This window comes from Vulcaniibacterium tengchongense (genome assembly GCF_003814555.1).
Classification (GTDB): domain Bacteria; phylum Pseudomonadota; class Gammaproteobacteria; order Xanthomonadales; family Xanthomonadaceae; genus Vulcaniibacterium; species Vulcaniibacterium tengchongense.
Window position 1 is genome coordinate 1 of record NZ_RKQN01000009.1, and the last position, 24,821, is coordinate 24,821.

Consider the following 24,821-nt stretch of genomic DNA (forward strand, 5'->3'; position numbering starts at 1 on the left):
CCAGGCGGTACAGACGGTCCGCGCCTGCGTAACGGGCCAGCGCGGCCAGCAATCCCTGCGTTGACTGCAACGAGCTCACGCCTGTCCTCCTTGAAGAAGCGGGGCGCGGAACGAGCCCGACTCCTGATCGCGCGCCGCTCTGGCCCCGCGGTGCGGTGCGCCGGCTCGCCGGCGCAAATTACCAGAACTGGCGACCGGATCGGCCATGGCGCATCATCTTAGCCTTCGATGCCGGGGCAGGGCGACGTCCGCACGACCTTGTCCCGGGGACGGGATAAATCCCGCTGCTTGGTCGAGCCTCCTTGCAATGTAGGCGCCGCCCATGCCTGCCAGGATCTTCAAGCAGACCGTATCGCCCTCTTTTTTTTGGAGCCTTCCGCAACAGGGTTCCAAAGTCGGCACTGTCTCCTACCAGGCGCCGTTGTACGTGCTTATGACCGCCGGATGCGCTGGCCCGTAGACACCACCAGCTAGTGCGGCGCCGGTCCAAGGAAGTACGCCAAGCAATGCAATGACGGCTGCTGCTCCAACGCAGGCTTGGGTAACGACGCCCGCCAGGGCGCTGGTTGCCCCTATCAAAGCAGCAAGAACGATTTGCAGGACTGCGAGCGCCAGGGGGCACCGAATAGCGCCAGAAAGGCAGCGATATGGGCGGTATCCGGTTTGAGGAAGCTGGCGGTCCATTACATCGCCAGATTGGCCAGCAGCAGCTGGCAGAAGATGGCTGACCGCGCTGCGGGCCGCGAGTCCGTCAGGAGGCTCCCGAGTGCTACGGATGATGATCGGGTACGCCAAGAATCAGTGTGGAAGACGATCTCGATCGTCCTCGCCCCGAGCGGCCGCCCCAGCGCAGGCGCCGCAGTGGCCGGCTCAGAACGCGGCATCGAACGCCACCTCCCCCTCGACGCCGACCTGGTAGGCCGACACCCGGCGCTCGAAGAAGTTGGTCACTTCCTGCACGTCCTGCAGGTCCATGAACGCGAACGGGTTGCTCGCGCCGAAATGGCGCGGCAGGCCGAGCTGGACCAGGCGCAGGTCGGCGCAGTACTGCAGGTACTGGCGCATGTCCTTGGTCGACAGCCCGGCGACGCCGCCGGACAGCACGTCCTGGGCGAACTGCATCTCGCACTCCACCGCCTCCTCGAGCATGCGCACCACCTGCGCCGACAGCGCGTCGTCGAACAGGTCGGGCTCCTCGGCGCGCGCGGTGCGGATCACCTCGAAGGCGAAGGCCATGTGGCCGCTCTCGTCGCGGAACACCCAGTTGGTGCCCGAGGCCAGGCCGTGCAGCAGGCCGCGCGAGCGCAGGTAGTAGACGTAGGCGAACGCGGCGAAGAAGAACAGGCCTTCGATGCAGGCGGCGAAGCAGATCAGGTTGAGCAGGAACTGCCGGCGCTGCTCGCGGGTTTCGATGCGGTGCAGGTCCTGGATCGAGTCGATCCACTTGAAGCAGAACTCGGCCTTGGCCCGGATCGAGGGGATGTTCTCGACCGCGGCGAAGGCCTTGGCCCGCGCGACCGGGTCGGGCAGGTAGGTGTCGAGCAGGGTCAGGTAGAACTGCACGTGCAGCGCTTCCTCGTACAGCTGCCGCGACAGGTACATGCGCGCCTCGGGGGCGTTGATGTGCTGGTAGAGGTTCAGCACCAGGTTGTTGGCGACGATCGAATCGCCGGTGGCGAAGAACGCGACCAGGCGTTCGACCAGGTGCCGCTCGGCCGGGCCGAGCTTGTGCTTGAGGTCGTTGACGTCGAGCGAGAAGTCGACCTCCTCGACGGTCCAGGTGTTGCGGATCGCGTCGCGGTACATCTCGTAGAAGCGCGGGTAGCGCATCGGCCGCAGGGTCAGGTCGAAGCCGGGGTCGAGCAGGCGGGGCGTGGCGGTGGACATGAGGGTTCCTTGTTGCTTCCCGATGGCGGGGGGAGTGCCCGGAGGGGGCGGATCAGGGCGGCGCGGGGCGCCGGGCGGGTCGTTCCCGACCGGCCCTCGCCCCAACCCCTCTCCCGCGGGCGGGAGAGGGCTTTGCGGCGCGTTACTGGCAGGCCTCGCAGGCCTCGGGGTTCTCCAGCGAGCAGGCGACGGCTTCCGTGGGGGTGTAGTCCGGCTTCGGCGCCTGCGCGCCGGCGCCGCTCACGGTCGCCTTCGCGATCCGGGTGGCCGGGCGCGAGCGCAGGTAGTAGGTGGTCTTCAGGCCCTTCTTCCAGGCGTACATGTACATCGAGGACAGCTGGCCGATGTTCGGGCTCTCGATGAACAGGTTGAGCGACTGGCTCTGGTCGATGAAGGCGCCGCGGTCGGCCGCCATGTCGATCAGCGAGCGCATCGGCAGCTCCCAGGCGGTGCGGTAGATCGCGCGCAGCGATTCGGGGATCGCGTCGATGCCCTGGACCGAGCCTTCGGCCAGCTTGATCGCGTCGCGCAGCTCCGGCGTCCACAGGCCCAGCCGCTTGAGCTCCTCGACCAGATAGCGGTTCACCACCAGGAAGTCGCCGGACAGCGTCTCGCGCTTGAACAGGTTCGACACCTGCGGCTCGATGCATTCGTAGCAGCCGGCGATCGAGGCGATGGTCGCGGTCGGCGCGATCGCGACCAGCAGCGAGTTGCGCAGGCCGTGCTCGCGGATGCGCGCGCGCAGGGCGTCCCAGCGCCCGGGGTCGGACGGCGCCACGCCCCAGGCGTCGAACTGCAGCTCGCCCTGGGCGGCGCGGGTGTCGTCGAAGCCGGGGTGGCGGCCGCGTTCCATCGCCAGCTCGTTCGAGGCCGACAGCGCATGGAAGTAGATGGCCTCGGCGATCTGCCGCGACAGCGCCCGCGCCGGCTCGGCGTCGAACGGCAGGCGCAGCTTGAAGAACACGTCCTGCAGGCCCATCACGCCGAGGCCGACCGGGCGCCATTTCAGGTTGGCGCGGCGCGCGGTCTCGATCGGGTAGTAGTTGAGGTCGATCACGCGGTCGAGCTGGCGCACCGCCAGGCGCACGGTCTCGGCCAGCCTGTCGAAGTCCAAGCGCCCGGGCTGGCCGTGCAGCGGGCCGTCCTCGAACAGCTCGACGTGGTGCGCGAGGTTGATCGAGCCGAGGTTGCACACCGCGGTCTCGTCCTGCGAGGTGACCTCGAGGATCTCGGTGCACAGGTTCGACAGGTGGACGACGTTGCCCTCGCGCAGGGTCTGGTTGCAGGCGCGGTTGGACTTGTCCTTGAAGTTCATCCAGCCGTTGCCGGTCTGCGCCAGGGTGCGCATCATCCGCGCGTACAGTTCGCGCGCCTTGAGCTTCTTCGCCGCCAGCCCGGCGGCCTCGGCGGCGCGGTAGGCGCGGTCGAAGGCCTCGCCCCACAGGTCGGTGAGCTGCGGCACCTTGGCCGGGTCGAACAGCGACCACTCGCCGTCGGCCTCGACCCGGCGCATGAACTCGTCGGGGATCCAGTTCGCCAGGTTGAGGTTGTGGGTGCGGCGCGCCTCGTCGCCGGTGTTGTCGCGCAGTTCGAGGAACTCCTCGACGTCGGCGTGCCAGGGTTCCAGGTAGACGCAGCACGCCCCTTTGCGCTTGCCGCCCTGGTTGACCGCGGCCACGGAGGCGTCGAGCGTCTTCAGCCATGGCACGATGCCGTTGGACAGGCCGTTGGTGCTGCGGATCAGCGAGCCGCGCGAACGGATGCGGGTGTAGCTCAGGCCGATGCCGCCGCTGAACTTGCTCAGTTTGGCCACGTCCATGTAGCGCTTGTAGATGCCCTCCAGCGAGTCGTCCGGCGAGTCGAGCAGGAAGCAACTGGACAGCTGCTCGTGGGTGGTGCCGGCATTGAACAGGGTCGGCGAGCTCGGCAGGTAATCCAGCTGGGCCATGCGCCGGTACAGCGCCAGCGCCTCGCCGACGTCCTCGCTCAGCGCGCAGGCGATGCGCAGGAAGAACTGCTGAGGCGTCTCGATCACCGTGCGCGCGGAGGGATGGCGCAGCAGGTAGCGGTCGTAGAGCGTGCGCAGGCCGAAGTAGTCGAAGCGCTGGTCCAGCGACTCGTCGATCGCGTCGTTGAGCTTGCGCGCGTTGGCCTGGACGAAGCCGAGCAGGCGCTCGTTGATCAGGCCCAGGTCGAAGCCGCGCTGCACCGACTGCGAGAAGGCGTGGATCTCCAGCCCCGCGACCTCCTTGGCGATCACGCCGGCGAGCAGGCGCGCGGCCAGGCGGCCGTACTCGGGCTCCTCGGCGGTCAACAGGGCGGCGGTGCGGATCGACAGTTCGTCCAGCTCGCGCGTGCTCGCGCCGTCGTACAGCCCGGAAATGGTGCGGGTGGCCACGCGCATCGGATCGACCGCGTGCAGGCCCTCGCAATTGCGCGTCACCGCGCGGACGATCTTGTTGAGGTCGACCGGCTCGCGGCGGCCGTTGCGCTTGGTCACCGTCATGGTGAGGCTGGCCGCGGGCGGGGTCAGGGCGAAGCCCGGCGCGGTGTCGTGCGTGGGGGAGGGGGCCGCGGCAGCGGGCGCGGCGGCGCGGGGCGAATCGAGAGTGGCGATCATGGCGGGACTCCGGTGCGTGGGCGCACGGGGGCCGTCCTGCCCTCGCAGGGACGGCGCGCGCGGACGCGGGCGCACCGCCGGCGCGCGCCGACGGCACGGCCGCGCCCCCGCGGGCGCGGAGTCTTCGCAAGAGCGAACGCAGATCGGGCATCGCGGCCGGGACGCGCCTGGCGCCGCTCGGCGAGGCGGATGCAGGGTCCGCCGCGACACCGACCGTCTCCCCTCCGAAGACTCGCTGGCCGGTCACCGCGCGGTGTGCGACGCGCGGCCGTCGGCAGGTCTTCGGGCTCGGGACGCGAAGCGGGCAACGCACGTGGGCAACGGGAAACGAGCGGGGCGTCCACTGCGTTCCGGGTTGCTCTGGTCGTTCCCGCTCCTCCTACTGCGGCCGCTTCCCGGGCGCTTCGCCCAGTGCCATGGCCGGTTCGTTTCCCACACCGCTGCGGGGCAGCGCCGGCCTTGGCTGCGCCCCTCGGGCATCGCCGTACCGGACTTCCCTTTTAAGCCGGCCGCAACGCGGCCGGCACCGACGGCCCCAACATAGTGGGGTTCGATGGATCCGTCAACGCAAAATGTCGTGGCTGTCGCGCGGGGCGCGCGGCGGCGTCGATTTGCCGCCGCGCAGAGCGGCAGGGACAATAGCCGGCCGGAACGGATCGAGCGCGAACCGGCGCCCGTGCGGCCGGCCGGGTCCGCGGCGCCACCCGGCCCCCGTCCGCGCCGGGTTTCCCGTTCCTGTCCTCCACTCCACATAGGCGATCCCGATGGCTTCGATCCTGCGAATGACCGACCTCGATCTGCAAGGCAAGCGCGTGCTGATCCGCGAAGACCTGAACGTGCCGATCGAGGACGGCCGGATCACCTCCGAGCAGCGCATCCTGGCCGCATTGCCGACGCTGGAGCTGGCGCTGGAGAAGGGCGCGGCGGTGATGGTGACCTCGCACCTGGGGCGGCCGAAGGAAGGGACCTGGAGCGAGGCCGATTCGCTGGCGCCGGTGGCCCGGCGCCTGTCCGGGCTGCTCGGCATCGAGGTGCCGCTGGTGCGGGACTGGGTCGACGGCGTCGACGTGCGCCCGGGCCAGCTGGTGCTGCTGGAGAACTGCCGCATGAACGTCGGCGAGGGCCGGGACGACGAGGCGCTGGCGAAGAAGTACGCGGCGCTGTGCGACGTGTTCGTGATGGACGCGTTCGGCACCGCGCACCGCGCCCAGGCCTCGACCCACGGCGCGATCCTGCACGCGAAGGTCGCCTGCGGCGGCCCGCTGCTGATGGCCGAGCTCGACGCGCTGGCCAAGGCGCTGGACGCGCCGGCGCGGCCGCTGCTGGCGATCGTCGCCGGTTCCAAGGTCAGCACCAAGCTGGAGCTGCTGTCGTCGCTGGCCGCCAAGGTCGACCGGCTGATCGTCGGCGGCGGCATCGCCAACACCTTCATCGCCGCGCAGGGCCACGGCGTGGGCAAGTCGCTGTTCGAGCCGGACCTGGTCGAGACCGCGAGGAGGATCATGGCCGAGGCGCAGGCGCGCGGCGCCGAGATCCCGTTGCCCATCGACGTGGTGGTCGCGCCGGAGTTCAAGGCCGACGCGCCGGCGACGGTGAAGGCGGTCGAGGCCGTCGGAGCGTCCGACATGATCCTCGACATCGGCCCGCGGACCGCCGCGCGCTACGCCGAACTGGTCGCCGGCGCCGGCACCGTGGTCTGGAACGGCCCGGTCGGCGTGTTCGAGTTCGACGCCTTCGGCAAGGGCACCGAGACCCTGGCGCGCGCGATCGCCGCGTCGAAGGCGTTCTCGATCGCCGGCGGCGGCGACACCCTCGCCGCGGTCGACAAGTACGGGATCGGGCGCGAGGTGTCCTACATCTCGACCGGCGGCGGCGCCTTCCTCGAATTCCTCGAAGGCAAGAAGCTGCCGGCGGTGGCCGCGCTGGAGCGGCGCGGCGGCTGACGCGGTGCACCGGCCCGTCCGCGCCTTCCGGGCCATCGTCGTTCCCGCTTCCTCGCCGTCGCCGTCCCGCGACTTCGCCTTCCCCCAGGGATCCGGGGCCGCGGCCACGTTCGCTCGGCCGCCCCCCTGCGGGAATAACGCCGCTCGCCGATCCGGCCTCCGGTCCGGACCTGGCCGAACATCCGCCGCCAATCGCGGCAAGACCCGACGCGCCATTCCGATGCCCGACATGCTGCCCACCCTGTTCTTCGACCTCGACGGCACCCTGATCGATTCCGCCGTCGGCATCACCCGCTGCGTCGCCCACGCGCTGACCCGGCTGGCGCACCCGGTGCCGCCGGAGGCGGAGCTGCGGCGCTGGATCGGGCCGCCGCTGCGCACCAGCTTCGCGCCGCTGCTGGGCGACGCGGCGCGGGTGGAACTCGCGGTGGCGCACTACCGCGAACGTTTCGAGAGCCACGGCTGGGCCGAGCACGAGGTCTACGCCGGGATCGGCGAGACGGTCGAGCGCCTGCATGCGGCCGGGCACCGCCTGGCGGTGGTCACCGCCAAGAACGAGGCGCACGCGCGCAAGATCGTCGCCCACCTGCCATTCGGCGGGCGTTTCGCGGACGTGATCGGCGCCACCGCCGACGGCCGGCTGAGCGAGAAGCGCGACCTGATCGCCGAGGCGCTGCGCCGGCTGGCGCTGTCGCCGGAGGCGTGCTGGATGATCGGCGACCGGCGCATGGACATCGAAGGCGCGCGCCACCATGGCATGCGCAACGTCGGCGTGCTGTGGGGCTTCGGCGGCGAGGACGAACTGCGCGGCGCCGGCGCCTGGCGTTTGGCCGAGCGTCCGGCGCAGCTGCCTGCGCTGATCGCCGGGTAGCGGCGCCGCGGCCGGCCGCCGCGAGGCGCGGCGTCGCCGGGAAGCGCGTCGCGGGATCGCGCGCCGGCGCCGCGATGCGCGCGCGCATGCGCTGCCATGCGCGAACGGCTGTGATAGCGTGCGGAGTTCACGGGGAAAGACCGCCAATGACCACGAGACAACGTCGCACCAAGATCCTCGCCACCCTCGGCCCGGCCACCGATCCGCCGGGCGTGCTCGACGCGCTGCTCGCCGCCGGCGCCAACGTCGTCCGCCTGAACTTCTCGCACGGCGATCCGGCCGGGCAGATCGCGCGCGCCGAGGCGGTGCGCGAGGCGGCGCGGCGGGTCGGCGTCGAGGTCGGCATCCTGGCCGACCTGCCCGGTCCGAAGATCCGCATCGAACGCTTCGCCGAAGGCCGCGTGCTGCTGAAGGCCGGCGACCGCTTCGACCTGGTCGCGCGCGCCGACGCGCCGCCGGGCAACCTGCGCGAGGTCGGCGTCAGCTATCTCGGCCTGCCCGGCGACGTGCGCCCCGGCGACGTGCTGCTGCTCGACGACGGCCTGCTGCAGCTGCGCGTCGGCGCGGTCGAGGGCGAGCGCATCGTCACCACCGTGCTCAACGACGGCGCGCTGTCGGACCGCAAGGGCCTGAACAAGCTCGGCGGCGGCCTGTCGCTGGGCGCGCTGACCGAGCGCGACAAGGAACTGATCGGGGTCGCGGCCGAACTCGGCGCCGACTTCATCGCGGTGTCGTTCTGCCGCAACGCCGAGGACATGGAGGAGGCGCGGCGGATCGCCCGCGCCGCCGGCAGCAACGCCTCGCTGGTGGCCAAGGTGGAGCGCGCCGAGGCGATCGAGAACCTGGCCGAGATCATCGAGGCCAGCGACGTGGTCATGGTCGCGCGCGGCGACCTGGGCGTGGAGATCGGCGACGCCGAGCTGCCCGGCTTGCAGAAGAAGATCATCCGCGAGGCGCTGGAGCGCAACAAGGTCGTCATCACCGCCACGCAGATGCTGCAGTCGATGGTCGACAGCCCGATCCCGACCCGCGCCGAGGTGCTGGACGTCGCCAACGCGGTGATCGACGGCACCGACGCGGTGATGCTGTCGCAGGAATCGGCCGCCGGCCGCTATCCGGTCAAGGCGGTGGAGGCGATGGCGCGCATCTGCCTCGGCGCCGAGCGCCAGTTCGACCACGACACCGACTTCGAGGCGGCGCCGCGCAACCTGCAGCGCGCCGACCAGGCGATCGCGATGGCGGCGATGTTCCTGTCCGAGCACATCGGCGTGCGCGCGATCGTGGCCCTGACCGAGTCCGGCGGCACCGCGCGCTTCCTGTCGCGGTTCCGCTCGCCGGTGCCGATCTTCGGGCTGTCCCACCACGACGACGCGCGCCGGCGCATGGCGCTGATGCGCGACGTGGTGCCGTACGCCTTCGACAGCCGCGGCCTGAGCTCGCTCGACGCCGCGCGCAAGGCGATCAAGCAACTGTTCGACGCCGGCCAGCTGAGCGAGGGCGAGCGGGTGATGTTCACCAGCGGCGACACCATGCAACGCCACGGCGCGACCAACACGCTGCGCCTGCTCAAGGTCGGCGCCGGCGGCACCGCCGAGGGGCTGGACGAGCTGTAAGGACCGGCGAGAGGAACGGAAAGCGCGGAGAGGAGCCCGGGCTGGGCTCCTCTCATTTGTTTTCCTCTCCAGCCGTTCCCCCGCCGCCCGGGCGCTGCCGCAACTGGTATTGGATTCCGGGGTGTCCGGTCTGCAAGTGGTTGATTTTGCGCCATGTGAAGCCGCCGTAGACGCCCGGCTGCGGCTATAATCCGGGGCTTCCCCACCTTCCCACCGCTCCAGCAGGACGTCCCCATGAGCATCGAACAGCTTGCCGAAACCGCCCGGGCCATGGTCGCCCCGGGCAAGGGCATCATCGCCATCGACGAGTCCACCAGCACCATCGCCAAGCGGTTCGCCGGCGTGGGCATCGACAACACCGAGGAGAACCGCCGCGCCTACCGCGAGCTGCTGCTGACCACGCCCAGGCTGAGCGACTACATCTCCGGCGCGATCCTGTTCGACGAGACCATCCGCCAGTCGACCCGCGACGGCGTGCCGTTCGCCAAGTACATGAGCGAGAACGGGATCATCCCCGGCATCAAGGTGGACAAGGGCACCCATCCGCTGGCCGGCTTCCCGGGCGAGGTGGTGACCGAGGGCCTGGACGGGCTGCGCGCCCGCCTGGAGGAGTACGCACGGCTCGGCGCGCGCTTCGCCAAGTGGCGCGCGGTGATCAACATCGGCGAGGACATCCCGTCCGGCACCTGCATCGACGCCAACACCCACGCCCTGGCCCGCTACGCCGCGCTGTGCCAGGAGCAGGGGCTGGTGCCGATGGTCGAGCCGGAGGTGATCATGGACGGCGACCACGACATCGACACCTGCTACGAGGTCACCGAGGTCACGCTGCGTTCGCTGTTCGCCTCGCTGTACGAGCACAACGTCATGCTCGAGGGCACCATCCTCAAGGCCTCGATGGTGATCTCCGGCACCACCTGCCCGGAGCAGGCCTCGGTCGAGGAAGTCGCCGCCGAGACCCTGCGTTGCCTGAAGTCGACCGTGCCCGCGACCTTGCCGGGCATCGTGTTCCTGTCCGGCGGCCAGTCCGACGAGGCCGCGACCGCGCACCTGGACGCGATGAACCAGGCCGGCCCGCACCCGTGGCCGCTGTCGTTCTCCTACGGCCGGGCGATGCAGCAGGCCGCGCTCAAGCTGTGGGCGCAGGACATGGCCGGCAACTACAAGAAGGCGCAGGAGACCGTCTACGCCCGCGCCCGCGACAACGGCCTGGCCGCGCTGGGCCAGTGGAAGCAGGCGGCGTAAGGCGTTCCGGTTCGCCGACGCGTTGTCGGAAAACGCCGGCCCTGGGCCGGCGTTTTCCGTTGCCGTCGTAAACTGTCGCGCCCGCCTGCGATGGAGCCGCCCATGTCCGCCGATCCCGGTCCGCTCATTCCGCCACAGGCCGAGAGCCTGCTCCGCGCCGGGCGCAAGGTCGCGGCGATCAAGCAGGTGCTCGACGCCAACCCGGGCATCGACCTGCGCGCGGCCAAACAAGCGGTGGAGGCGTTCGCCGCGCGCGAGATCGCCGCCGCGGCGGCGGCCGCACCGCCGGCGCAGGCCGAGGCCGGGACCGGGACCGGGACCGAGACGCTGCCTTCGGCGGCGGTGATGGCGCTGATGCGCGGCGACTCGGCCGCCGCGCTGCGGATCCTCGAAGAGGAGCACGGGCTGCGCGGCGTCGAAGCGATGCGGCGCATCGTCGAACACAAGCGCACGCGTTCGCGGCAGGCGGCGCGTCCACGGCCGACCGTGGCCCGCGGCGACGGCAACGGCATGGTGTTGGCCGCGCTGCTGCTCGCGCTCGCCGCGGTCGCCGCTTGGCATTTCCTTTGACCGTCCGCGCCGGGGCGCCGGCGGCGCATGCCCGGCATCGCGGCCGATGGCGATGCGGCGCCCGCCGTCCGTGGGCGGCTCAAAGCCCGGCCAGCCACTCGTCGTCCGAGCCTTCGGACACGCCTTCGAACAGAAAGGTGCTGAGGTAGCGCTCGCCGGTGTCCGGCAGCATCGCCAGGATCACCGCGCCTTCCCCGGCCTCGCGCGCCACCTCCAGCGCCGCCGCCGCGGTGGCGCCGGCGGAAATGCCGACGAAGAGGCCTTCCTCGGCGGCCAGGCGGCGCGCGGTGTCGCGGGCGAGGGTGTCCTCCACCGGCAGGATCGCGTCGGCGACGCGGCGGTTCAGCACATCCGGGACGAAGTCCGGGGTCCAGCCCTGGATCTTGTGCGGCTGCCATTCCTTGCCCGACAGCAGCGCCGCGCCGGCGGGCTCGCTCACGGTGACGCGCACCTGCGGCCGCGCCAGCTTGAGCATCTCGCCCACGCCGGTGAGGGTGCCGCCGGTGCCCCAGCCGGTGACGAAGTGGTCGAGCCGGCGGCCGGCGAAGTCGCGCAGGATCTCGGCCGCGGTGGTGTTGCGATGGTAGGCCGGGTTGGCCTCGTTCTCGAACTGGCGCGCCAGGAACCAGCCGTGTCGTTCCGCCAGTTCCCGCGCCTTGCGGACCATGCCGGAACCGCGTTCCGCGGCGGGCGTCAGGATCACCCTGGCGCCGTAGGCGCGCATCAGCTTGCGCCGCTCGACCGAGAAGGTCTCGGTCATCACCGCGACGAACTTGTAGCCGCGCGCGGCGCAGACCATCGCCAGGGCGACGCCGGTGTTGCCCGAGGTCGCCTCGACCACGGTGTCGCCGGGCTTGAGCAGGCCGCGCGCCTCGGCGTCGAGGATGATGGCGATGGCGAGGCGGTCCTTGACCGAGCCGCCCGGATTGAACGACTCCACCTTGGCGTACAGGGTCACGTGCGGCGGCGCCAGCCGGTGCAGGCGCACGATGGGCGTATTGCCGATCGTGTCGAGAATGCTGTCGTGGATCATGGGCGGCTCCTGGGCGTGAGTGGGAGAAGCGTCATGCGGTGGGCGTCATAATCGGGCAACGTCGCCGGGCCGCCCGGGCGGCCGCAGGCCCGGGCGGCCGGGGCAGCCGATTCCGTCAAGTCCGGCCTCAACCTATGGCCCAGGCCGGGGCCGTGCGCCGCCGATAGAATCGGTCGGTTCCGTTACCGCTCCGTTCAGAGATCTCGAATGCGCCCCTCCCTCGGACTCCACGCCGGCCTCGCCCTGCTCGTCGCCCTCGCCACGGCGGCCTGCGGGCGCAACGGCGCCGCGCAACAACGCGACGGCGCGGAGCCGCCGGTGCCGGTGACGACGCGGCTGGTGCGGCTGCAGCCGTGGAGCGACACCGTGCTCGCGCTGGGCAACGTGAAGGCGCGCGAATCGATCACCGTCACCGCCAAGGTCAGCGAGACGGTGGAGCGGGTGCATTTCGACAGCGGCGACTCGGTCGCCACCGGCGCGCCGCTGGTGACCCTCAGCGGCCGCCAGCAGCAGGCCGCGCTGGCCCAGGCGGAGGCCGCGGCGGACGAGGCCGAGAAGCTCTACCAGCGCCAGCTCGAGCTGGCCGGGCAGCAGCTGATCGCGCGCTCCACCTTGGACACCCAGCGCGCCGCGCGCGACGTCGCCCGCGCGCGGGTGGCGCAGATGCGCGCCGACATCGGCGATCGCGTGATCCGCGCGCCGTTCGCCGGCGTGCTCGGCATCCGCCAGGTCAGCCCCGGCTCGCTGGTCACGCCGGGCACCGCGATCGCCACGCTCGACGACATCGCCCGCGTGTACGTGGATTTCCCGGTGCCCGAGGTGCTGCTGGCGCAGCTTGCGGTCGGCCAGCGCGTCAGCGGCACCAGCGCCGCCTATCCCGGCCGCCGCTTCGAGGGCACGGTCAGCACCATCGACGCCCGCGTCGACCAGGCCACGCGCGCGGTGACGGTGCGCGCGGACTTCCCCAACGGCGACCGCGCGCTGCGCCCGGGCATGCTGGTGCAGGTGACGCTGTCGCGGCCGCAGCGCCAGGCGCTGGTGATCCCGGAGATCTCGATCGTGCAGGTGGGCACGGACTCCTACGTGTTCCGGGTGAAGCCGGACGGCACGGTCGAGCGCGCCGACGTCAAGGTCGGCGGCCGGCGCGAAGGCGAGGCGGAGATCGCCGAGGGCCTGAAGGCCGGCGACCGCATCGTCGTCGACGGCACCGGCAAGCTGCGCCCCGGCAGCCGCATCCGCGAGGCGACCCAGGCCGAGGCCGCCGCGCCCGAACGAGGCTGAGAGCATGAGCCTGTCCGACATCTCGATCCGTCGTCCCGTGTTCGCCACGGTGATGAGCCTGCTGCTGATCGTGCTCGGCGTGATGGCGTTCTCGCGCCTGACCCTGCGCGAGCTGCCGGCGATCGATCCGCCGATCGTGTCGGTGGACGTGACCTATCCCGGCGCCTCGGCGGCGGTGGTGGAGACCCGCATCACCCAGATCCTCGAGGACGCGCTGGCCGGCATCGAAGGCATCGAGACCATCGAGTCGCGCAGCGTCAACGGCCGCGCCGCGATCAGCATCGAGTTCAGCCTGTCGCGCGAGATCGAGGCCGCGGCCAACGACGTGCGCGACGCGGTCAGCCGCGTGCTCGACCGCATGCCGGAAGAAGCCGACCCGCCCGAGATCGAGAAGGTCGAGAGCGACGCCGACCCGATCCTGTGGCTGAACATGAGCTCGACGCGGATGGACTCGCTGCAGCTGTCCGACTACGCCGAGCGCTACGTGGTCGACCGGTTGTCGTCGGTGGACGGGGTGGCCCAGGTGCGCATCGGCGGCCAGCAGCGCTACGCGATGCGTATCTGGCTGGACCGCGACGCCCTGGCCGCGCGCGGCATCACCGTCAACGACGTGGAGAACGCGCTGGAGGCGGAGAACGTCGAACTGCCCGCCGGTCGCATCGAGTCCGACGCGCGCGACTTCACCCTGCGCGTGGCGCGCAGCTACCTCAAGCCCGAGGACTTCGCGCAGATCCCGCTGGGCAAGGGCGCCGACGGCTACGTGGTGCGGCTGGGCGACGTGGCGCGGATCGAGCTGGCCTCGGCCGAGCGGCGCGCCTACTACCGCAGCAACGGCGAGCCGAACATCGGCCTGGGCATCGTCAAGACCTCCACCGCCAACAGCCTGGACGTCGCCCGCGCGGTGCGCGCCGAGGCGGAGAGGATCCAGAAGACCCTGCCGGAGGGCACGCGGATCTTCGTCGCCTTCGACACCACGGTGTTCATCGAGGCCTCGGTCGAGCGCGTGTACCACACGCTGATCGAGGCCATCGTGCTGGTGCTGGCGGTGATCTGGCTGTTCCTCGGCAGTTTCCGCGCCGCGCTGATCCCGGCGGTGACGGTGCCGGTGTGCCTGATCGCCGCGTTCATCCCGCTGTACCTGTTCGGCTTCTCGATCAACCTGCTGACCCTGCTGGCGCTGGTGCTGTGCATCGGCCTGGTGGTGGACGACGCGATCGTGGTGCTGGAGAACATCCAGCGCCGCACCGACCTCGGCGAGCCGCGCCTGGTCGCGGCGCGGCGCGGCACCAAGCAGGTGGCGTTCGCGGTGATCGCGACCACCGCGGTGCTGGTGGCGGTGTTCCTGCCGGTCGGCTTCATGGAGGGCAACACCGGGCGCCTGTTCCGCGAGCTGTCGGTGGCGCTGGCCGGCGCGGTGGCGCTGTCGGCGTTCGTCGCGCTGACGCTGACGCCGATGATGTCGTCCAAGCTGGTGCGGCCCCACCGCGAGGAGAAGTCCAACCCGGTCAACCGCTGGGTCAACGCGCGGCTGGACCGGCTCGGCGCGCGCTACCGCGGCTTCCTCGACCGCACCGTGGAGCGCCCGTGGCTGTTCGGCCTGCTGATGCTGGCCGCGCTGGCGGCCAGCTTCGTGCTGTTCCGGGTCGTGCCGTCGGAGCTGGCGCCGCAGGAGGACCGCGGCTCGTTCCAGATCTCGATCCAGGGCCCGGAGGGCGCCGGGTTCGACTACACCGTCGGGCAGGTGCAGCAGGTCGAGAAGATCGTGGCCGCGCACACCGGCCCGGACAAGGTGATCCAGCGCTACAACCCGCGCGTGCCGGGCGGTTTCGGCGCCAGCGAGGAGATGCACACCGGCCGCATCGCCGTGTTCCTGCAGGACTGGTCCAAGCGCGACGTCGCCACCGCCGAGGTCGCCGACCAGCTGCGCGGCGAACTGGCCAGGCTGCCCGGCGTGCGTGCGATGCCGCAGGTCAGCGGCGGCCTGGTGCGCAGCCGCGGCCAGCCGATCAACATCGTCCTCGGCGGCCCGGAATACGCCGAGCTGGCGCAGTGGCGCGACAAGCTGCTGGCGCGGATGGAGCAGAACCCGGGCTTCTTCTCGGTCGACTCCGACTACAAGGAGACGCGCCCGCAGATGCGCGTGGAGATCGACCGCCAGCGCGCCGCCGACCTCGGCGTGCCGGTGGCCGACATCGGCCACGCGCTGGAGACGATGATGGGCAGCCGCCGGGTCACCACCTTCGTGCAGAACGGCGAGGAATACGACGTGATCGTGCAGGCCGACCGGCCGGCGCGCGCCTCGCCCGCGGACCTGCAGGCGATCCAGGTGCGCGCCCGCGACGGCGGCCTGATCCCGCTGTCGAACCTGGTGACCCTGCGCGAGCTGGCCGAGCCCGGCAGCCTGAACCGCTTCAACCGCCTGCGCGCGATCACCATCAGCGCCGGCCTGACGCCTGGCTATCGCATGGGCGACGCGATCGCCTGGCTGGAGCAGGTGGTGCGCGAGGAGCTGCCCGAGCACGCGCAGATCGACTGGAAGGGCGAATCGCGCGAGTACCAGCAGGCCGGCGGCGCGGTGCTGCTGACCTTCACCCTGGCGCTGCTGGTGGTGTACCTGGTGCTGGCGGCGCAGTTCGAGAGCTTCATCCACCCGTTCGTGATCATGCTGACGGTGCCGCTGGGCGTGCTCGGCGCGCTGATCGGCCTGGCGGTGACCGGCGGCACGCTCAACCTGTTCTCGCAGATCGGCATCGTGATGCTGGTGGGCCTGGCGGCTAAGAACGGCATCCTGATCGTCGAGTTCGCCAACCAGCTGCGCGACGAGGGCCGCAGCATCCACCAGGCCATCGTCGAGGCCTCGGCGGTGCGCCTGCGGCCGATCCTGATGACCTCGATCGCCACCGTGGTCGGCGCGATCCCGCTGGTGCTGGCCGGCGGCCCGGGCTCGGCCAGCCGCGCCACCATCGGCATCGTGGTGATCTTCGGCGTGTCGTTCTCGACCCTGCTGTCGCTGTTCGTGGTGCCGGCGTTCTACGTGCTGCTGGCCAAGTACACGCGTTCGCCGGAGGCGGTGAGCCAGGAGCTGGAGAAGCTGGAGGCGACGACGCCGTCGGTGGGCGGGCACGCCTGAGCCAAGCGCGCGGGCCCGTCCCGCTGGCGCACCGCATCCCGCCCGCGAGCGGCGCGCGGGCGTTTCGCCGCCCGTGCGGCGAGGCGTCCGCTGCGCCGTCGCGTGCGCCGGCCCGGGCGGCGGCCGGCGCGTGCCCTGCGGGGAGCGGCCCGGTTCAGGCAGGCGGCAGTCGTAGCCGGCCGGGGTTCCGGGTTATCGTGACGCCTTCGCGTACGTCTCCGGGGAACGATCCGTGGAATCCGTCATCAACGCCGTCAACGGCATCATCTGGAGCCAGGCGCTGATCTTCATGTGCCTGGGCGCCGGCCTGTACTTCACCTTCCGCACCCGTTTCATGCAGGTGCGCGGCTTCGTCGAGATGATCCGGCTGACCGTGCGCGGGCAGAGCTCCGACGCCGGCGTGTCCTCGTTCCAGGCGCTGGCGATGTCGATGGCGGGGCGCATCGGCATCGGCAACATCGCCGGCGTCGCCACCGCGATCGCGTTCGGCGGCCCGGGCGCGGTGTTCTGGATGTGGGTGATGGGCTTCCTCGGCGCCTCCACCTCGTTCGTCGAGTGCACGCTCGCGCAGATCTACAAGACCCGCGACGCCGAAGGGCGCTACCGCGGCGGCCCCGCCTACTACATCGAGAAGGCGATGGGGCTGAAGTGGTACGCGCTGGCGTTCGCGGTCGCGACCATCGCCGCGGCCGGCTTCCTGATGCCCGGCGTGCAGGCCAACGCCATCGCCGACAGCGTCGCCAACGTCTGCCAGGGCAGCGCGCTGTGCGGCAGCCTGGACGGGCAGTGGCTGGGCCTGCCGGCGCGCGACGCGCTCAAGCTCGGCATCGGCGTCGTGGTCGCGCTGCTGCTGGGGGTGATCATCTTCGGGGGCGTCAAGCGCATCGCCCACTTCGCCGAGATCGTGGTGCCGTTCATGGCGCTGGGCTACATCCTGATGGCGGTGACGGTGATGGTGCTCAACGCCGAGTACGTGCCGGAGATGTTCCGCATCATCTTCGAGAGCGCGTTCGGCACCCACGCCGCGTTCGGCGCAATGCTCGGCCTGGCGGTGGAATGGGGCGTCAAGCGCGGCGTCTACGCCAACGAGGCCGGCCAGGGCACCGGCCCGCACGCGGCGGCGGCGGCGGAGGTCTCGCATCCGGCCAAGCAGGGCTACGTGCAGGCGTTCGCGATCTACTTCGACACCATGCTGGTGTGCACCTCCAGCGCGTTCCTGGTGCTGGCCACCGGCAAGTACAACGTGCACGGCCCGGACGGGAAGGAGTTGTACGGCGGGTTGCCGGGCGTGGAGGCGGGCGCCGGCTACGCGCAGGCGGCGGTCGAGTCGATGCTGCCCGGCTGGGGCGCGGGGTTCATCGCGCTGGCGCTGTTCTTCTTCGCCTTCACCACGATCATGGCCTATTACTACATGGCCGAGACCAACCTGACCTACGTCAACGCCAACCGGCCGCGGCCGCTGACGGTATTGGCGCTGCGTCTGGGCATCATCGCGATGGTGATCTTCGGCGCGTACCGCAACGCCACCCAGGCGTGGGCGCTGGGCGACATCGGGGTGGGGCTGATGGCCTGGCTCAACATCGTCGCGATCCTGATCCTGCACAAGCCGGCGATGCTGGCGCTGCGCGACTACGAGCGGCAGAAGAAGCTCGGCGTGGAGCCGGTGTTCGACCCGGACGCGCTCGGCATCCGCAACGCGGACTTCTGGCGCGGCCGCCGCGCCGGGCCGGGCGGCGCGGTCGCCGGCGAGGCCGCGCCGGTGCGGCCGGTCCCGCAGGGCGAGGCCTGAGTCTTCCGCGCGGGGATGGCTTCGCTCGCCCACCCGTACCGCGGCGTCGTCCTGCGCGGCGACGGCTTCGTCCTGCGCGCCTGGCGCGACGACGACCTCGACGCGCTGCTGCGCCACGCCGACGACGCCGAGGTCGCGCGCGGGCTCGGCGAGCGCTTCCCGCATCCGTACACGCGGGCCGACGGCGAGCGCTTCCTCGCCGGCGAGGTGATCGACCCGAGCGAGCCGGCCTTCGCGATCGAGGTCGACGGGCAGGCGTGCGGCGGCATCGGCGCGCATCCGGGCCTGGGCGAGCGCCGCCGCAGCGCCGAGTTCGGCTATTGGCTCGGCCGCGCGCTGTGGGGCCGCGGCCTGATGACGCGGGTGGTGGCCGCGTTCGCGCCGTGGGCGATCGACGCGCTCGGGTTGTACCGGCTGCAGGCCTCGGTGCACGTGGGCAACCCGGCCTCGGCGCGGGTGCTGGAGAAGAACGGCTTCGAACGCGAGGGCGTGCTCCGCTGCGCTGTGGTCAAGCACGGCGAGCCGCGCGACCTGCTGCTGTACGCCAAGGTGCGCAGGAGCCTCGACGATGCGCCGTGATCCGCCGCGCGGCCCGCGCCCGCCCGCCGGCGCGGGCCCCTGGGACCGCGCTTCCGGCGGACGCGCCGCGTCGCGGCCGCCGCCCGTCGCCGCTCCGCCCGGGTCGCGCGAGGAGGCGGCGGCCTCGCGCCCGGAACGCGCGGCCGAGCTGCGGCTGTACGGCCTCAACGCCGTGCGCGCCGCGTTTGCGCGCCGCCCGCAGGCGCTGCGCAAGCTGTACCTGAGCGAGGCGCGGATTCCCGCGCTGCAGCCGCTGCTGAAGTGGTGCGTGGCCCACCGCATCGGCTATCGCGTGGTCGGGGAGGACGACCTGCACCGGCTCGCCGGCAGCGGCCACCACGAGGGCGTGGTGGCCGACGTGCTGCGCGAGGAGCCGTCGCCGCTGTCGAACTGGCTGCGCGACCTGCCGGCAGGGCCGCTGTGCGCGCTGTGGCTGGACGGCGTCGGCAACCCGCACAACTTCGGCGCGATCCTGCGCTCGGCCGCGCACTTCGGCGTGGCCGCGGTGCTGCTGCCGAAGCATTCGCCGCTGGCGCTGTCCGGCGCCGCCGCGCGCGTGGCCGAAGGCGGCGCCGAGGCGGTGCCGCTGGTGCGCCTGGGGCGCGCCGACAACGCCGCGGCGCAGTTGCGCGGCGCGGGCTTCGCGCTGGCCGCGACCGTGGTCGAAGGCGGCGCGGACCCGTTCGCCGCGCCGCTGCCGGAGCGCCTGGTCTACGTGCTCGGGGCCGAGGGCGAGGGCATGGACCGCGAACTGGCCGCCGCCTGCGACCTGCGCCTGTCCATCGCGGGCACCGGCGCGGTGGAAAGCCTCAACGTCGCCGCGGCCACCGCGGTGTTGCTCGCCGCCTGGCGCGCGCGGCGCTGAACATCCCGCCCTCCGCTCGGGTGGTGCGGAAAGAGGGCCGCGCCGAAGGCGCTTCCTGTCGCCGGGAATGCCGCGCGGTCCTCGTGCGCGCAGGCGCCGTGCCGGCCGCGGCCGGCCGCTAGGCCCCGAGCGGCAGCCGTGCCTCGATCCGGGTGCCCGCACCGGGCGCGCTGTGCAGGGCGAAACTGCCGCCCAGCAGCTGCGCGCGCTCGCGCATGGTGATCAGGCCCAGGCCGTGCACCTGCGCCGGGTCGAAGCCGCGGCCGTCGTCGGCGACCTGCAGCGCCAGCGCGTGCGCGTCGGCCCGCAGGCGTACCTGCACGGTGCCCGCGCCGGCATGGCGCAGGACGTTGGTCAGCGCCTCCTGGGCGATGCGGAAGCAGGCCAGCTCGATCGCCGCCGGCGGCCGCCGCGCCGGCCCCTGCAGCTCCAGGCGCAGGGCGGTGCGCGCGTTGCGGAACAGCGCCTCGGCCTGCCCGCGCAGCGCCGCTTCCAGGCCGAGCGCGTCCAGTTGCGGCGGGCGCAACAGCATCGAGAGATTGCGCAGCTTGGCGATGGTCTGGTCGGCCAGGGCGACGATCTCGGCCACGATCTCGGCGCGGCCGGCCTCGTCCTCGCCGGCCAGCGAGGCCGCGCCCATCTTGATCGCGGTGATCGCCTGGCCGACGTCGTCGTGCAGCTCGCGCGACAGGGTGCGGCGCTCGCTCTCCTGCACCTCGATCAGGCCGCGCGCCAGTTCCTCCAGCTCGCGCTGCTGCGCGTGCAAGCGCGCGTCGAGCCGGCCGTTGCGCGCGTGCGCCTCCCAGGTCACCGCGACGCGGTCGAGCCGGGTCAGCACGTACAGCAGCGCGGTCGCGGCCGCGACCGAGCCGCCCTGCACCAGCCACGGCGCCGCGGCGCCCAGCGCCGGCGCGGCGAGCGCGAGCAGGCGCGGCACCGCCAGGCCTTGCCACAGGAACGCGAGCGCGACCAGGGCCAGGCACAGCAGCAGGTCGGAAACGCGACGACGGGCGCGATGGCCGCGCCCGTCGGCGGGGGAGGGCGGGACGGGGTCGGGCCCGTCCGCCGCGGAAGGGATCGACGACATCATCCCGGCATGGCGGTGGCTCTAGAAGAGCTCGACGCTACCAGCATCCATCGACTGTTGCATCACCGGCTTGTGCGGCGGCCGCTCCCATTCGCTGCGCATCTGCGCGATGCGCTGGCCGAGCTGGCCCAGGGCCTTGCGCAGCTCGCCGTCGGGGCGGTCGGCGCGGTGCAGCAGCTCGTGCAGCGCGGTCGCCTCGCGGTTGATCGCGCCCAGCCGGTCCAGGTGCAGCGCGGCCGCGGCCAAGGCCTGGGTAGCGATGTCCTCGAACTGCAGCGAGCGCACCGCCTCGGCCACCGAGCCGTCGATCGCGCGGCCGCAGTCGGCGATCTCGCGCATGCCGTTGCCGAGGCCGCGGTTGATGGTCTCCACCCGCTCCAGCATCGCCGCCGCCTCGGCGCGCGCGCCGCGCGAACGGTCGAGGTCGCGCGAGGCCATCTGGCTGACGGTCTCGCGCACGCGGGCGATGGCGTCCTTGGAGCTGTGCGCGAGCTTGCGGATCTGCTCGTTGAACGCGGTGGAGCGCTCGGACAGGTTGCGCACTTCGTCGGCGACGACCGCGAAGCCGCGGCCCGCCTCGCCGGCGCGCGCGGCCTCGATCGCCGCGTTCAGCGCCAGCAGGTTGGTCTGGTCGGCGATGGACTTCACGTCCTCGAGCAGGGCGAAGATGCCGTCCAGGTGCTCGGCCATGGCGTCGATGTGGGTGACGGTGGTGCTGCTCTGGCCGGCCACCGACTCCAGCGCTTCGACCAGCTGCTCCATCTGCTGGCTGGCCTGCTGGGCGAAGCGCGACACGTCCAGGCCGCCGCCGCCTTCGCCGGTGCGGTCGATGATCCGCGCCACCACCTCGCTCTGCTCGCGCGACTTGCGGTTCAGCGCCTCGAAGCTGCCGCCCAGGCGGGCGACGGATTCGCGGATCAGGTCGCGGGTGCGGTCGATCTCGGTGCGCGAGCCCTGCACCTCGGCGCTGACGAAGCTGCGCAGCTCGTCGAGCAGGCGGGTCTGCTCGCGCAGCAGGGCCTCGTCGCGCCCGGCCGGACGCATGCTCCAGGCGAAGCCCAGCCAGGCGAGGGTCATCGCGACCAGCGCGCCCCAGCGCAGCGGCGCGGACCAGCCCAGGGCCTCGGCGGCCATCAGCAGGAGGGTGAGCGCCAGCGGCGCGGCCAAGCGGATCAGTACGCGCGAATCCATCATCGATCTCTCGTGCGGGTCGTACCGGATAACGGCCGCTGCGGCGCTCGGCTTTAGCGTTTCGCCCGGTTTTCGCCGGCGTCGGCCGCAAGCGTTGCCCGGGCACGTCGCCTACGGATCGGAGCCGATCCCCGGCGCAGCCGGTTCGGATCGGCGCCGAAAGCGCGTCGGCCCGGGGGCGTCCCGCGGGGGTGTCGCTCTTCCCCGGTCAGGCTTCCTGCCCGGCTCGGGCGTGCGCCTTGGCGCGCTGGCCGCGATCCTGCCGGGCCGAGTCCCCGGGCACGTCTTCCAGCGCCCGAGGCGGCGCTCGCGCCGTGATTCGCCAAGCGCGTCGCCGGGGATGCCGGGGCGCGGAATCGCTCACTCGCCGGCGGCGAGCAGGCGCGCGGCGATCTGCGCGAGCGGCGCCACTTCCTGCGCCGCGCCCAGCGTCACCGCCGCGCCGGGCATGCCCCAGACCACGCTGCTGGCCTCGTCCTGCGCCAGCGTGAACGCGCCGGCCCTGCGCAACGCGAGCAGGCCGCGCGCGCCGTCGTCGCCCATGCCGGTGAGCAGCGCCGCCGCCGCGTTGGCGCCGGCGTGCTCGGCCAGCGATTCGAACAGCACGTCGACGCTCGGCCGGTGCCGGCGCACCGGCTCGTCGTCGCCGAGCCGGCAGTGCCAGCGCGCGCCGCTGCGGTGCACGCGCAGGTGCCGCCCGCCCGGCGCGACGTAGGCATGGCCCGGCAGCAGCGGCTGGTCCTGCTCGACGTGGACCACGGTCATGCGGCTGTGCCGGTCCAGCCGCTCGGCGAAGGCGCCGCTGAACGCGCCGGGGATGTGCTGCACGACCAGCGTCGCCGGTGCGTCGGCCGGCATCGCCGCCAGCACCGTGCGGATCGCCTCGGTGCCGCCGGTGGACGCGCCGATCGCGAGCAGCCGGTGGGTGGTGCGGTAGGCGATCGGCGCCGCGGCGGGCACCGGCTGTGCCGGGGCCTCGCTGAGCGCGCGCACCCTGGCGCGCGCGGCGTGCTTGACCTTCTCCGCCAGCAGCCCGGCGTACTCGGTCAGCCCGCGCACCACGTCCAGCCGGGGCTTGGCGACCACGTCCACCGCGCCGAGCGCGAGCGCGTCCAGGGTCACCTGCGCGCCCTGCTCGGTCAGCGTGGAGACCATCACCACCGGCATCGGCCGCAGCCGCATCAGGTTGCGCAGGAACGTCAGCCCGTCCATGCGCGGCATTTCCACGTCCAGCGTGAGCACGTCCGGATCGAGCCGCTTGATCTTGTCGCGGGCGATGTACGGATCGGCGGCGCTGCCGACCACCTCGATGCCGGGGTCGGCCGCGAGCAGCTCGGTCATCAGTTGCCGGATGAGCGCCGAGTCGTCGACCACCAGCACGCGGACGGGACGGGCCGCCATCAGAACAGCTCCACGCTGCCGCTGACCGGCTCGCGCTTCAGGCGTCCGTAGTAGGCGCGTTCGGCATCGGCGATCACGTCGGTGCGCGCGCTCGGCAGGCGCTTGACCAGGGTGCGGCCGCTCTGCGGGAAGAAGCAGACCTTGCGCGGGTGGATGTCGCCCAGGTCCTGCGCCATCAGCGGGATGCGCTCGGCCGCCAGGTAGTCGAGCACGAAGCAGGCGTTGCGCGTGCCGATCGGATCGTTGTGGAAGCCGTTGAGCACGTTGCCGCCGCCGAACACCTTGGCCTGCAGGCGCGAGCGCCGCGCGCCGCGCTTGAGCAGTTCGTTGATCAGCAGCTCCATCGCGTGCACGCCGTAGCGCGAGCAGACCGCGTCGCTGTCGCCGGGCAGCATGAAGTGGTTCATGCCGCCGAGCGCGACCGCGTTGTCGTACAGGCAGGCGGCGACGCAGGAACCCAGCAACGTGATCAGGGCCAGCGGCTGGTCGCTGACCACGTAGTCGGCGGGCAGCAGCTTGATCGCCCGGGTCTGCAGTTCCGCGTCGAAGTAGGTGCCGGGCGCGGCGGCCGCCGCGGGGATCGCGTTCATCGGGAGGGTCCGGCGCCGGCGGCGCGGTAGGTGGTGCGGCCGCAGGGGACGATCAGGTCCTGCGCATGGCCGAAGCTTTCCGAGTGGCCGGCGAAGAACAGCCCGCCCGGCGCCAGCAGCGGCACGATCCGGCGCAGCACCTGGTACTGGGTCGGCTTGTCGAAATAGATCATCACGTTGCGGCAGAACACCGCGGCGTAGCCGCCTGCGAGGCGGTAGTCGGGCGCGAGCAGGTTCAGCGGGCGGAACTCGACCAGCGCCTGCAGCTGCGGCCGCACCCGGCACAGCCCCGCGTGCGGGCCGCTGCCGCGCTGGAAGAACTGCCGGCGCCGTTCCGGCGACAGCGACGCGACGCGCTCGAGCGGGTACACGCCGCGCTGCGCGGTCTGCAGCACCCCGGTGTCGATGTCGGTGGCGAGGATGCGCACCGGCGGGTTCAGCGTGCCGAAGGCCTCGCACGCGGCGATCGCGATCGAGTACGGCTCCTCGCCGGTGGAGGCGGCGCAGCACCAGATCGACAGCGGCCCCGCCGGCTGCGCGCGCAGGTGCTCGACCAGCGTGTCGAAGTGGTAGGCCTCGCGGAAGAACGAGGTCAGGTTGGTGGTGAGCGCGTTGACGAAGCTCTGCCGCTCCGCGTCCGGGTCCGCCTCGAGCCGGTCCAGGTAGTCGCTGAAGCGCGTCAACCCCAACGCGCGCACGCGCCGCGCCAGCCGGCTGTAGACCATGTCGCGCTTGTGCGCGCCGAGGTGGATGCCGGCGTGGGCCTGGATCAGCCGGCACACGCGGCGGAAATCGCGGTCGTCGAAGACGAATTCGCGGTGATCCTGGACGCGCGTGGCTTGCATGCGGGTGGCTCGATGAAGGGGGGTGCTCTCCCCGGTGCGGAAGGGGCCGGGGCGGATCCGCCGGCGGCGAGAGCCGCCGGCACTTCGGTCGTCCCGGCGCGGGGCCGGGAGCGCCGCGTCGCCTGCGCGGCCAGGCGACGCCAAGGGCGTCGGCGCGCCCTCCCCGCGTGCCGGGGAGGGCGGCGTCGCGTCAGAACTCCTGCCAGTGCGGGTCGCCGGCAGCGGCCGCGGCGCCGCGCAGCTTGCGCGGCGCCGGCTTCGGCGCCGCGGGCTTGGCCGTG

At 72.1% G+C, this 24,821-nt stretch carries 17 protein-coding genes, 1 pseudogene and 1 riboswitch; of the genes and pseudogenes, 10 read left to right on the top strand and 8 right to left on the bottom strand.

Annotated features, from left to right (window positions below; all coding sequences use genetic code 11):
- Positions 1 to 870: 870 nt before the first annotated feature.
- Positions 871 to 1,887: a ribonucleotide-diphosphate reductase subunit beta gene (locus EDC50_RS15995; RefSeq protein WP_123771541.1), complete on the bottom strand. Its 1,017-nt coding sequence runs from the start codon at positions 1,885 to 1,887 to the stop codon at positions 871 to 873.
- A gap of 142 nt (positions 1,888 to 2,029) precedes the next feature.
- Complete coding sequence (locus EDC50_RS16000; RefSeq protein WP_123771569.1) at positions 2,030 to 4,393, bottom strand: ribonucleoside-diphosphate reductase subunit alpha; 2,364 nt, start codon at positions 4,391 to 4,393, stop codon at positions 2,030 to 2,032.
- 370 nt (positions 4,394 to 4,763) lie between these two features.
- A riboswitch (cobalamin riboswitch) is annotated at positions 4,764 to 5,053 on the bottom strand.
- 218 nt (positions 5,054 to 5,271) lie between these two features.
- On the opposite strand from EDC50_RS16000, the gene EDC50_RS16005 reads away from it, so the two are divergent.
- The 5 genes from EDC50_RS16005 (at position 5,272) to EDC50_RS16025 (ending at position 10,749) form a co-directional block, all read left to right on the top strand.
- Positions 5,272 to 6,450: a phosphoglycerate kinase gene (locus EDC50_RS16005; protein WP_199742118.1), complete on the top strand. Its 1,179-nt coding sequence runs from the start codon at positions 5,272 to 5,274 to the stop codon at positions 6,448 to 6,450.
- A gap of 229 nt (positions 6,451 to 6,679) precedes the next feature.
- Entirely contained in the window at positions 6,680 to 7,321 is a 642-nt protein-coding gene (locus tag EDC50_RS16010) for an HAD hydrolase-like protein (RefSeq protein ID WP_123771544.1), read from the top strand.
- Between the two features lie 146 nt (positions 7,322 to 7,467).
- Complete coding sequence (pyk, locus tag EDC50_RS16015; protein ID WP_123771546.1) at positions 7,468 to 8,934, top strand: pyruvate kinase; 1,467 nt, start codon at positions 7,468 to 7,470, stop codon at positions 8,932 to 8,934.
- Between the two features lie 234 nt (positions 8,935 to 9,168).
- The gene (locus EDC50_RS16020) at positions 9,169 to 10,179 is read left to right on the top strand and encodes a class I fructose-bisphosphate aldolase (protein ID WP_123771548.1); all 1,011 of its coding nucleotides are present in this window, start codon (positions 9,169 to 9,171) and stop codon (positions 10,177 to 10,179) included.
- Between the two features lie 102 nt (positions 10,180 to 10,281).
- On the top strand, positions 10,282 to 10,749 hold the full coding sequence (locus EDC50_RS16025) for a hypothetical protein (protein ID WP_123771550.1): 468 nt from the start codon (positions 10,282 to 10,284) through the stop codon (positions 10,747 to 10,749).
- Positions 10,750 to 10,828: 79 nt separating this feature from the next.
- Here EDC50_RS16025 and cysK read toward each other — a convergent pair whose 3' ends face one another.
- The gene (cysK, locus tag EDC50_RS16030) at positions 10,829 to 11,782 is read right to left on the bottom strand and encodes a cysteine synthase A (RefSeq protein ID WP_123771552.1); all 954 of its coding nucleotides are present in this window, start codon (positions 11,780 to 11,782) and stop codon (positions 10,829 to 10,831) included.
- A gap of 207 nt (positions 11,783 to 11,989) precedes the next feature.
- Between cysK and EDC50_RS16035 the strand changes: the two genes are divergently transcribed.
- From EDC50_RS16035 to EDC50_RS16055, 5 genes are all read left to right on the top strand, one after another.
- Positions 11,990 to 13,063, top strand: coding sequence for an efflux RND transporter periplasmic adaptor subunit (locus EDC50_RS16035; RefSeq protein WP_123771554.1), 1,074 nt, complete (start codon positions 11,990 to 11,992; stop codon positions 13,061 to 13,063).
- 4 nt (positions 13,064 to 13,067) lie between these two features.
- Positions 13,068 to 16,193 carry an efflux RND transporter permease subunit gene (locus EDC50_RS16040; RefSeq protein ID WP_123771556.1) on the top strand — a complete coding sequence of 1,042 codons (3,126 nt, stop codon included), beginning with the start codon at positions 13,068 to 13,070 and terminating at the stop codon, positions 16,191 to 16,193.
- Positions 16,194 to 16,425: 232 nt separating this feature from the next.
- Positions 16,426 to 17,982 carry an alanine/glycine:cation symporter family protein gene (locus EDC50_RS16045; protein WP_123771558.1) on the top strand — a complete coding sequence of 519 codons (1,557 nt, stop codon included), beginning with the start codon at positions 16,426 to 16,428 and terminating at the stop codon, positions 17,980 to 17,982.
- Between the two features lie 15 nt (positions 17,983 to 17,997).
- Complete coding sequence (locus EDC50_RS16050; RefSeq protein ID WP_123771559.1) at positions 17,998 to 18,561, top strand: GNAT family N-acetyltransferase; 564 nt, start codon at positions 17,998 to 18,000, stop codon at positions 18,559 to 18,561.
- A complete protein-coding gene (locus EDC50_RS16055) occupies positions 18,551 to 19,426 on the top strand; it encodes a TrmH family RNA methyltransferase (protein ID WP_123771561.1) in 876 nt (291 codons plus the stop codon). The genes EDC50_RS16050 and EDC50_RS16055 overlap by 11 nt, the downstream gene beginning before the upstream one ends.
- 118 nt (positions 19,427 to 19,544) lie before the next feature.
- Here the strand turns inward: EDC50_RS16055 and EDC50_RS16755 are convergent.
- From EDC50_RS16755 to EDC50_RS16080, 5 genes and pseudogenes are all read right to left on the bottom strand, one after another.
- A pseudogene (locus EDC50_RS16755) lies at positions 19,545 to 20,174 on the bottom strand (sensor histidine kinase); the annotation flags it as partial.
- A 360-nt stretch (positions 20,175 to 20,534) separates the two neighbouring features.
- Positions 20,535 to 21,704, bottom strand: coding sequence for a methyl-accepting chemotaxis protein (locus EDC50_RS16065; RefSeq protein ID WP_123771572.1), 1,170 nt, complete (start codon positions 21,702 to 21,704; stop codon positions 20,535 to 20,537).
- 360 nt (positions 21,705 to 22,064) lie between these two features.
- On the bottom strand, positions 22,065 to 23,105 hold the full coding sequence (locus EDC50_RS16070) for a protein-glutamate methylesterase/protein-glutamine glutaminase (protein WP_123771563.1): 1,041 nt from the start codon (positions 23,103 to 23,105) through the stop codon (positions 22,065 to 22,067).
- On the bottom strand, positions 23,105 to 23,695 hold the full coding sequence (cheD, locus tag EDC50_RS16075) for a chemoreceptor glutamine deamidase CheD (protein ID WP_123771565.1): 591 nt from the start codon (positions 23,693 to 23,695) through the stop codon (positions 23,105 to 23,107). The genes EDC50_RS16070 and cheD overlap by 1 nt, the downstream gene beginning before the upstream one ends.
- On the bottom strand, positions 23,692 to 24,540 hold the full coding sequence (locus EDC50_RS16080) for a CheR family methyltransferase (protein ID WP_123771567.1): 849 nt from the start codon (positions 24,538 to 24,540) through the stop codon (positions 23,692 to 23,694). Before EDC50_RS16080 ends, cheD begins: the two co-directional genes overlap by 4 nt.
- Positions 24,541 to 24,821: the final 281 nt, after the last annotated feature.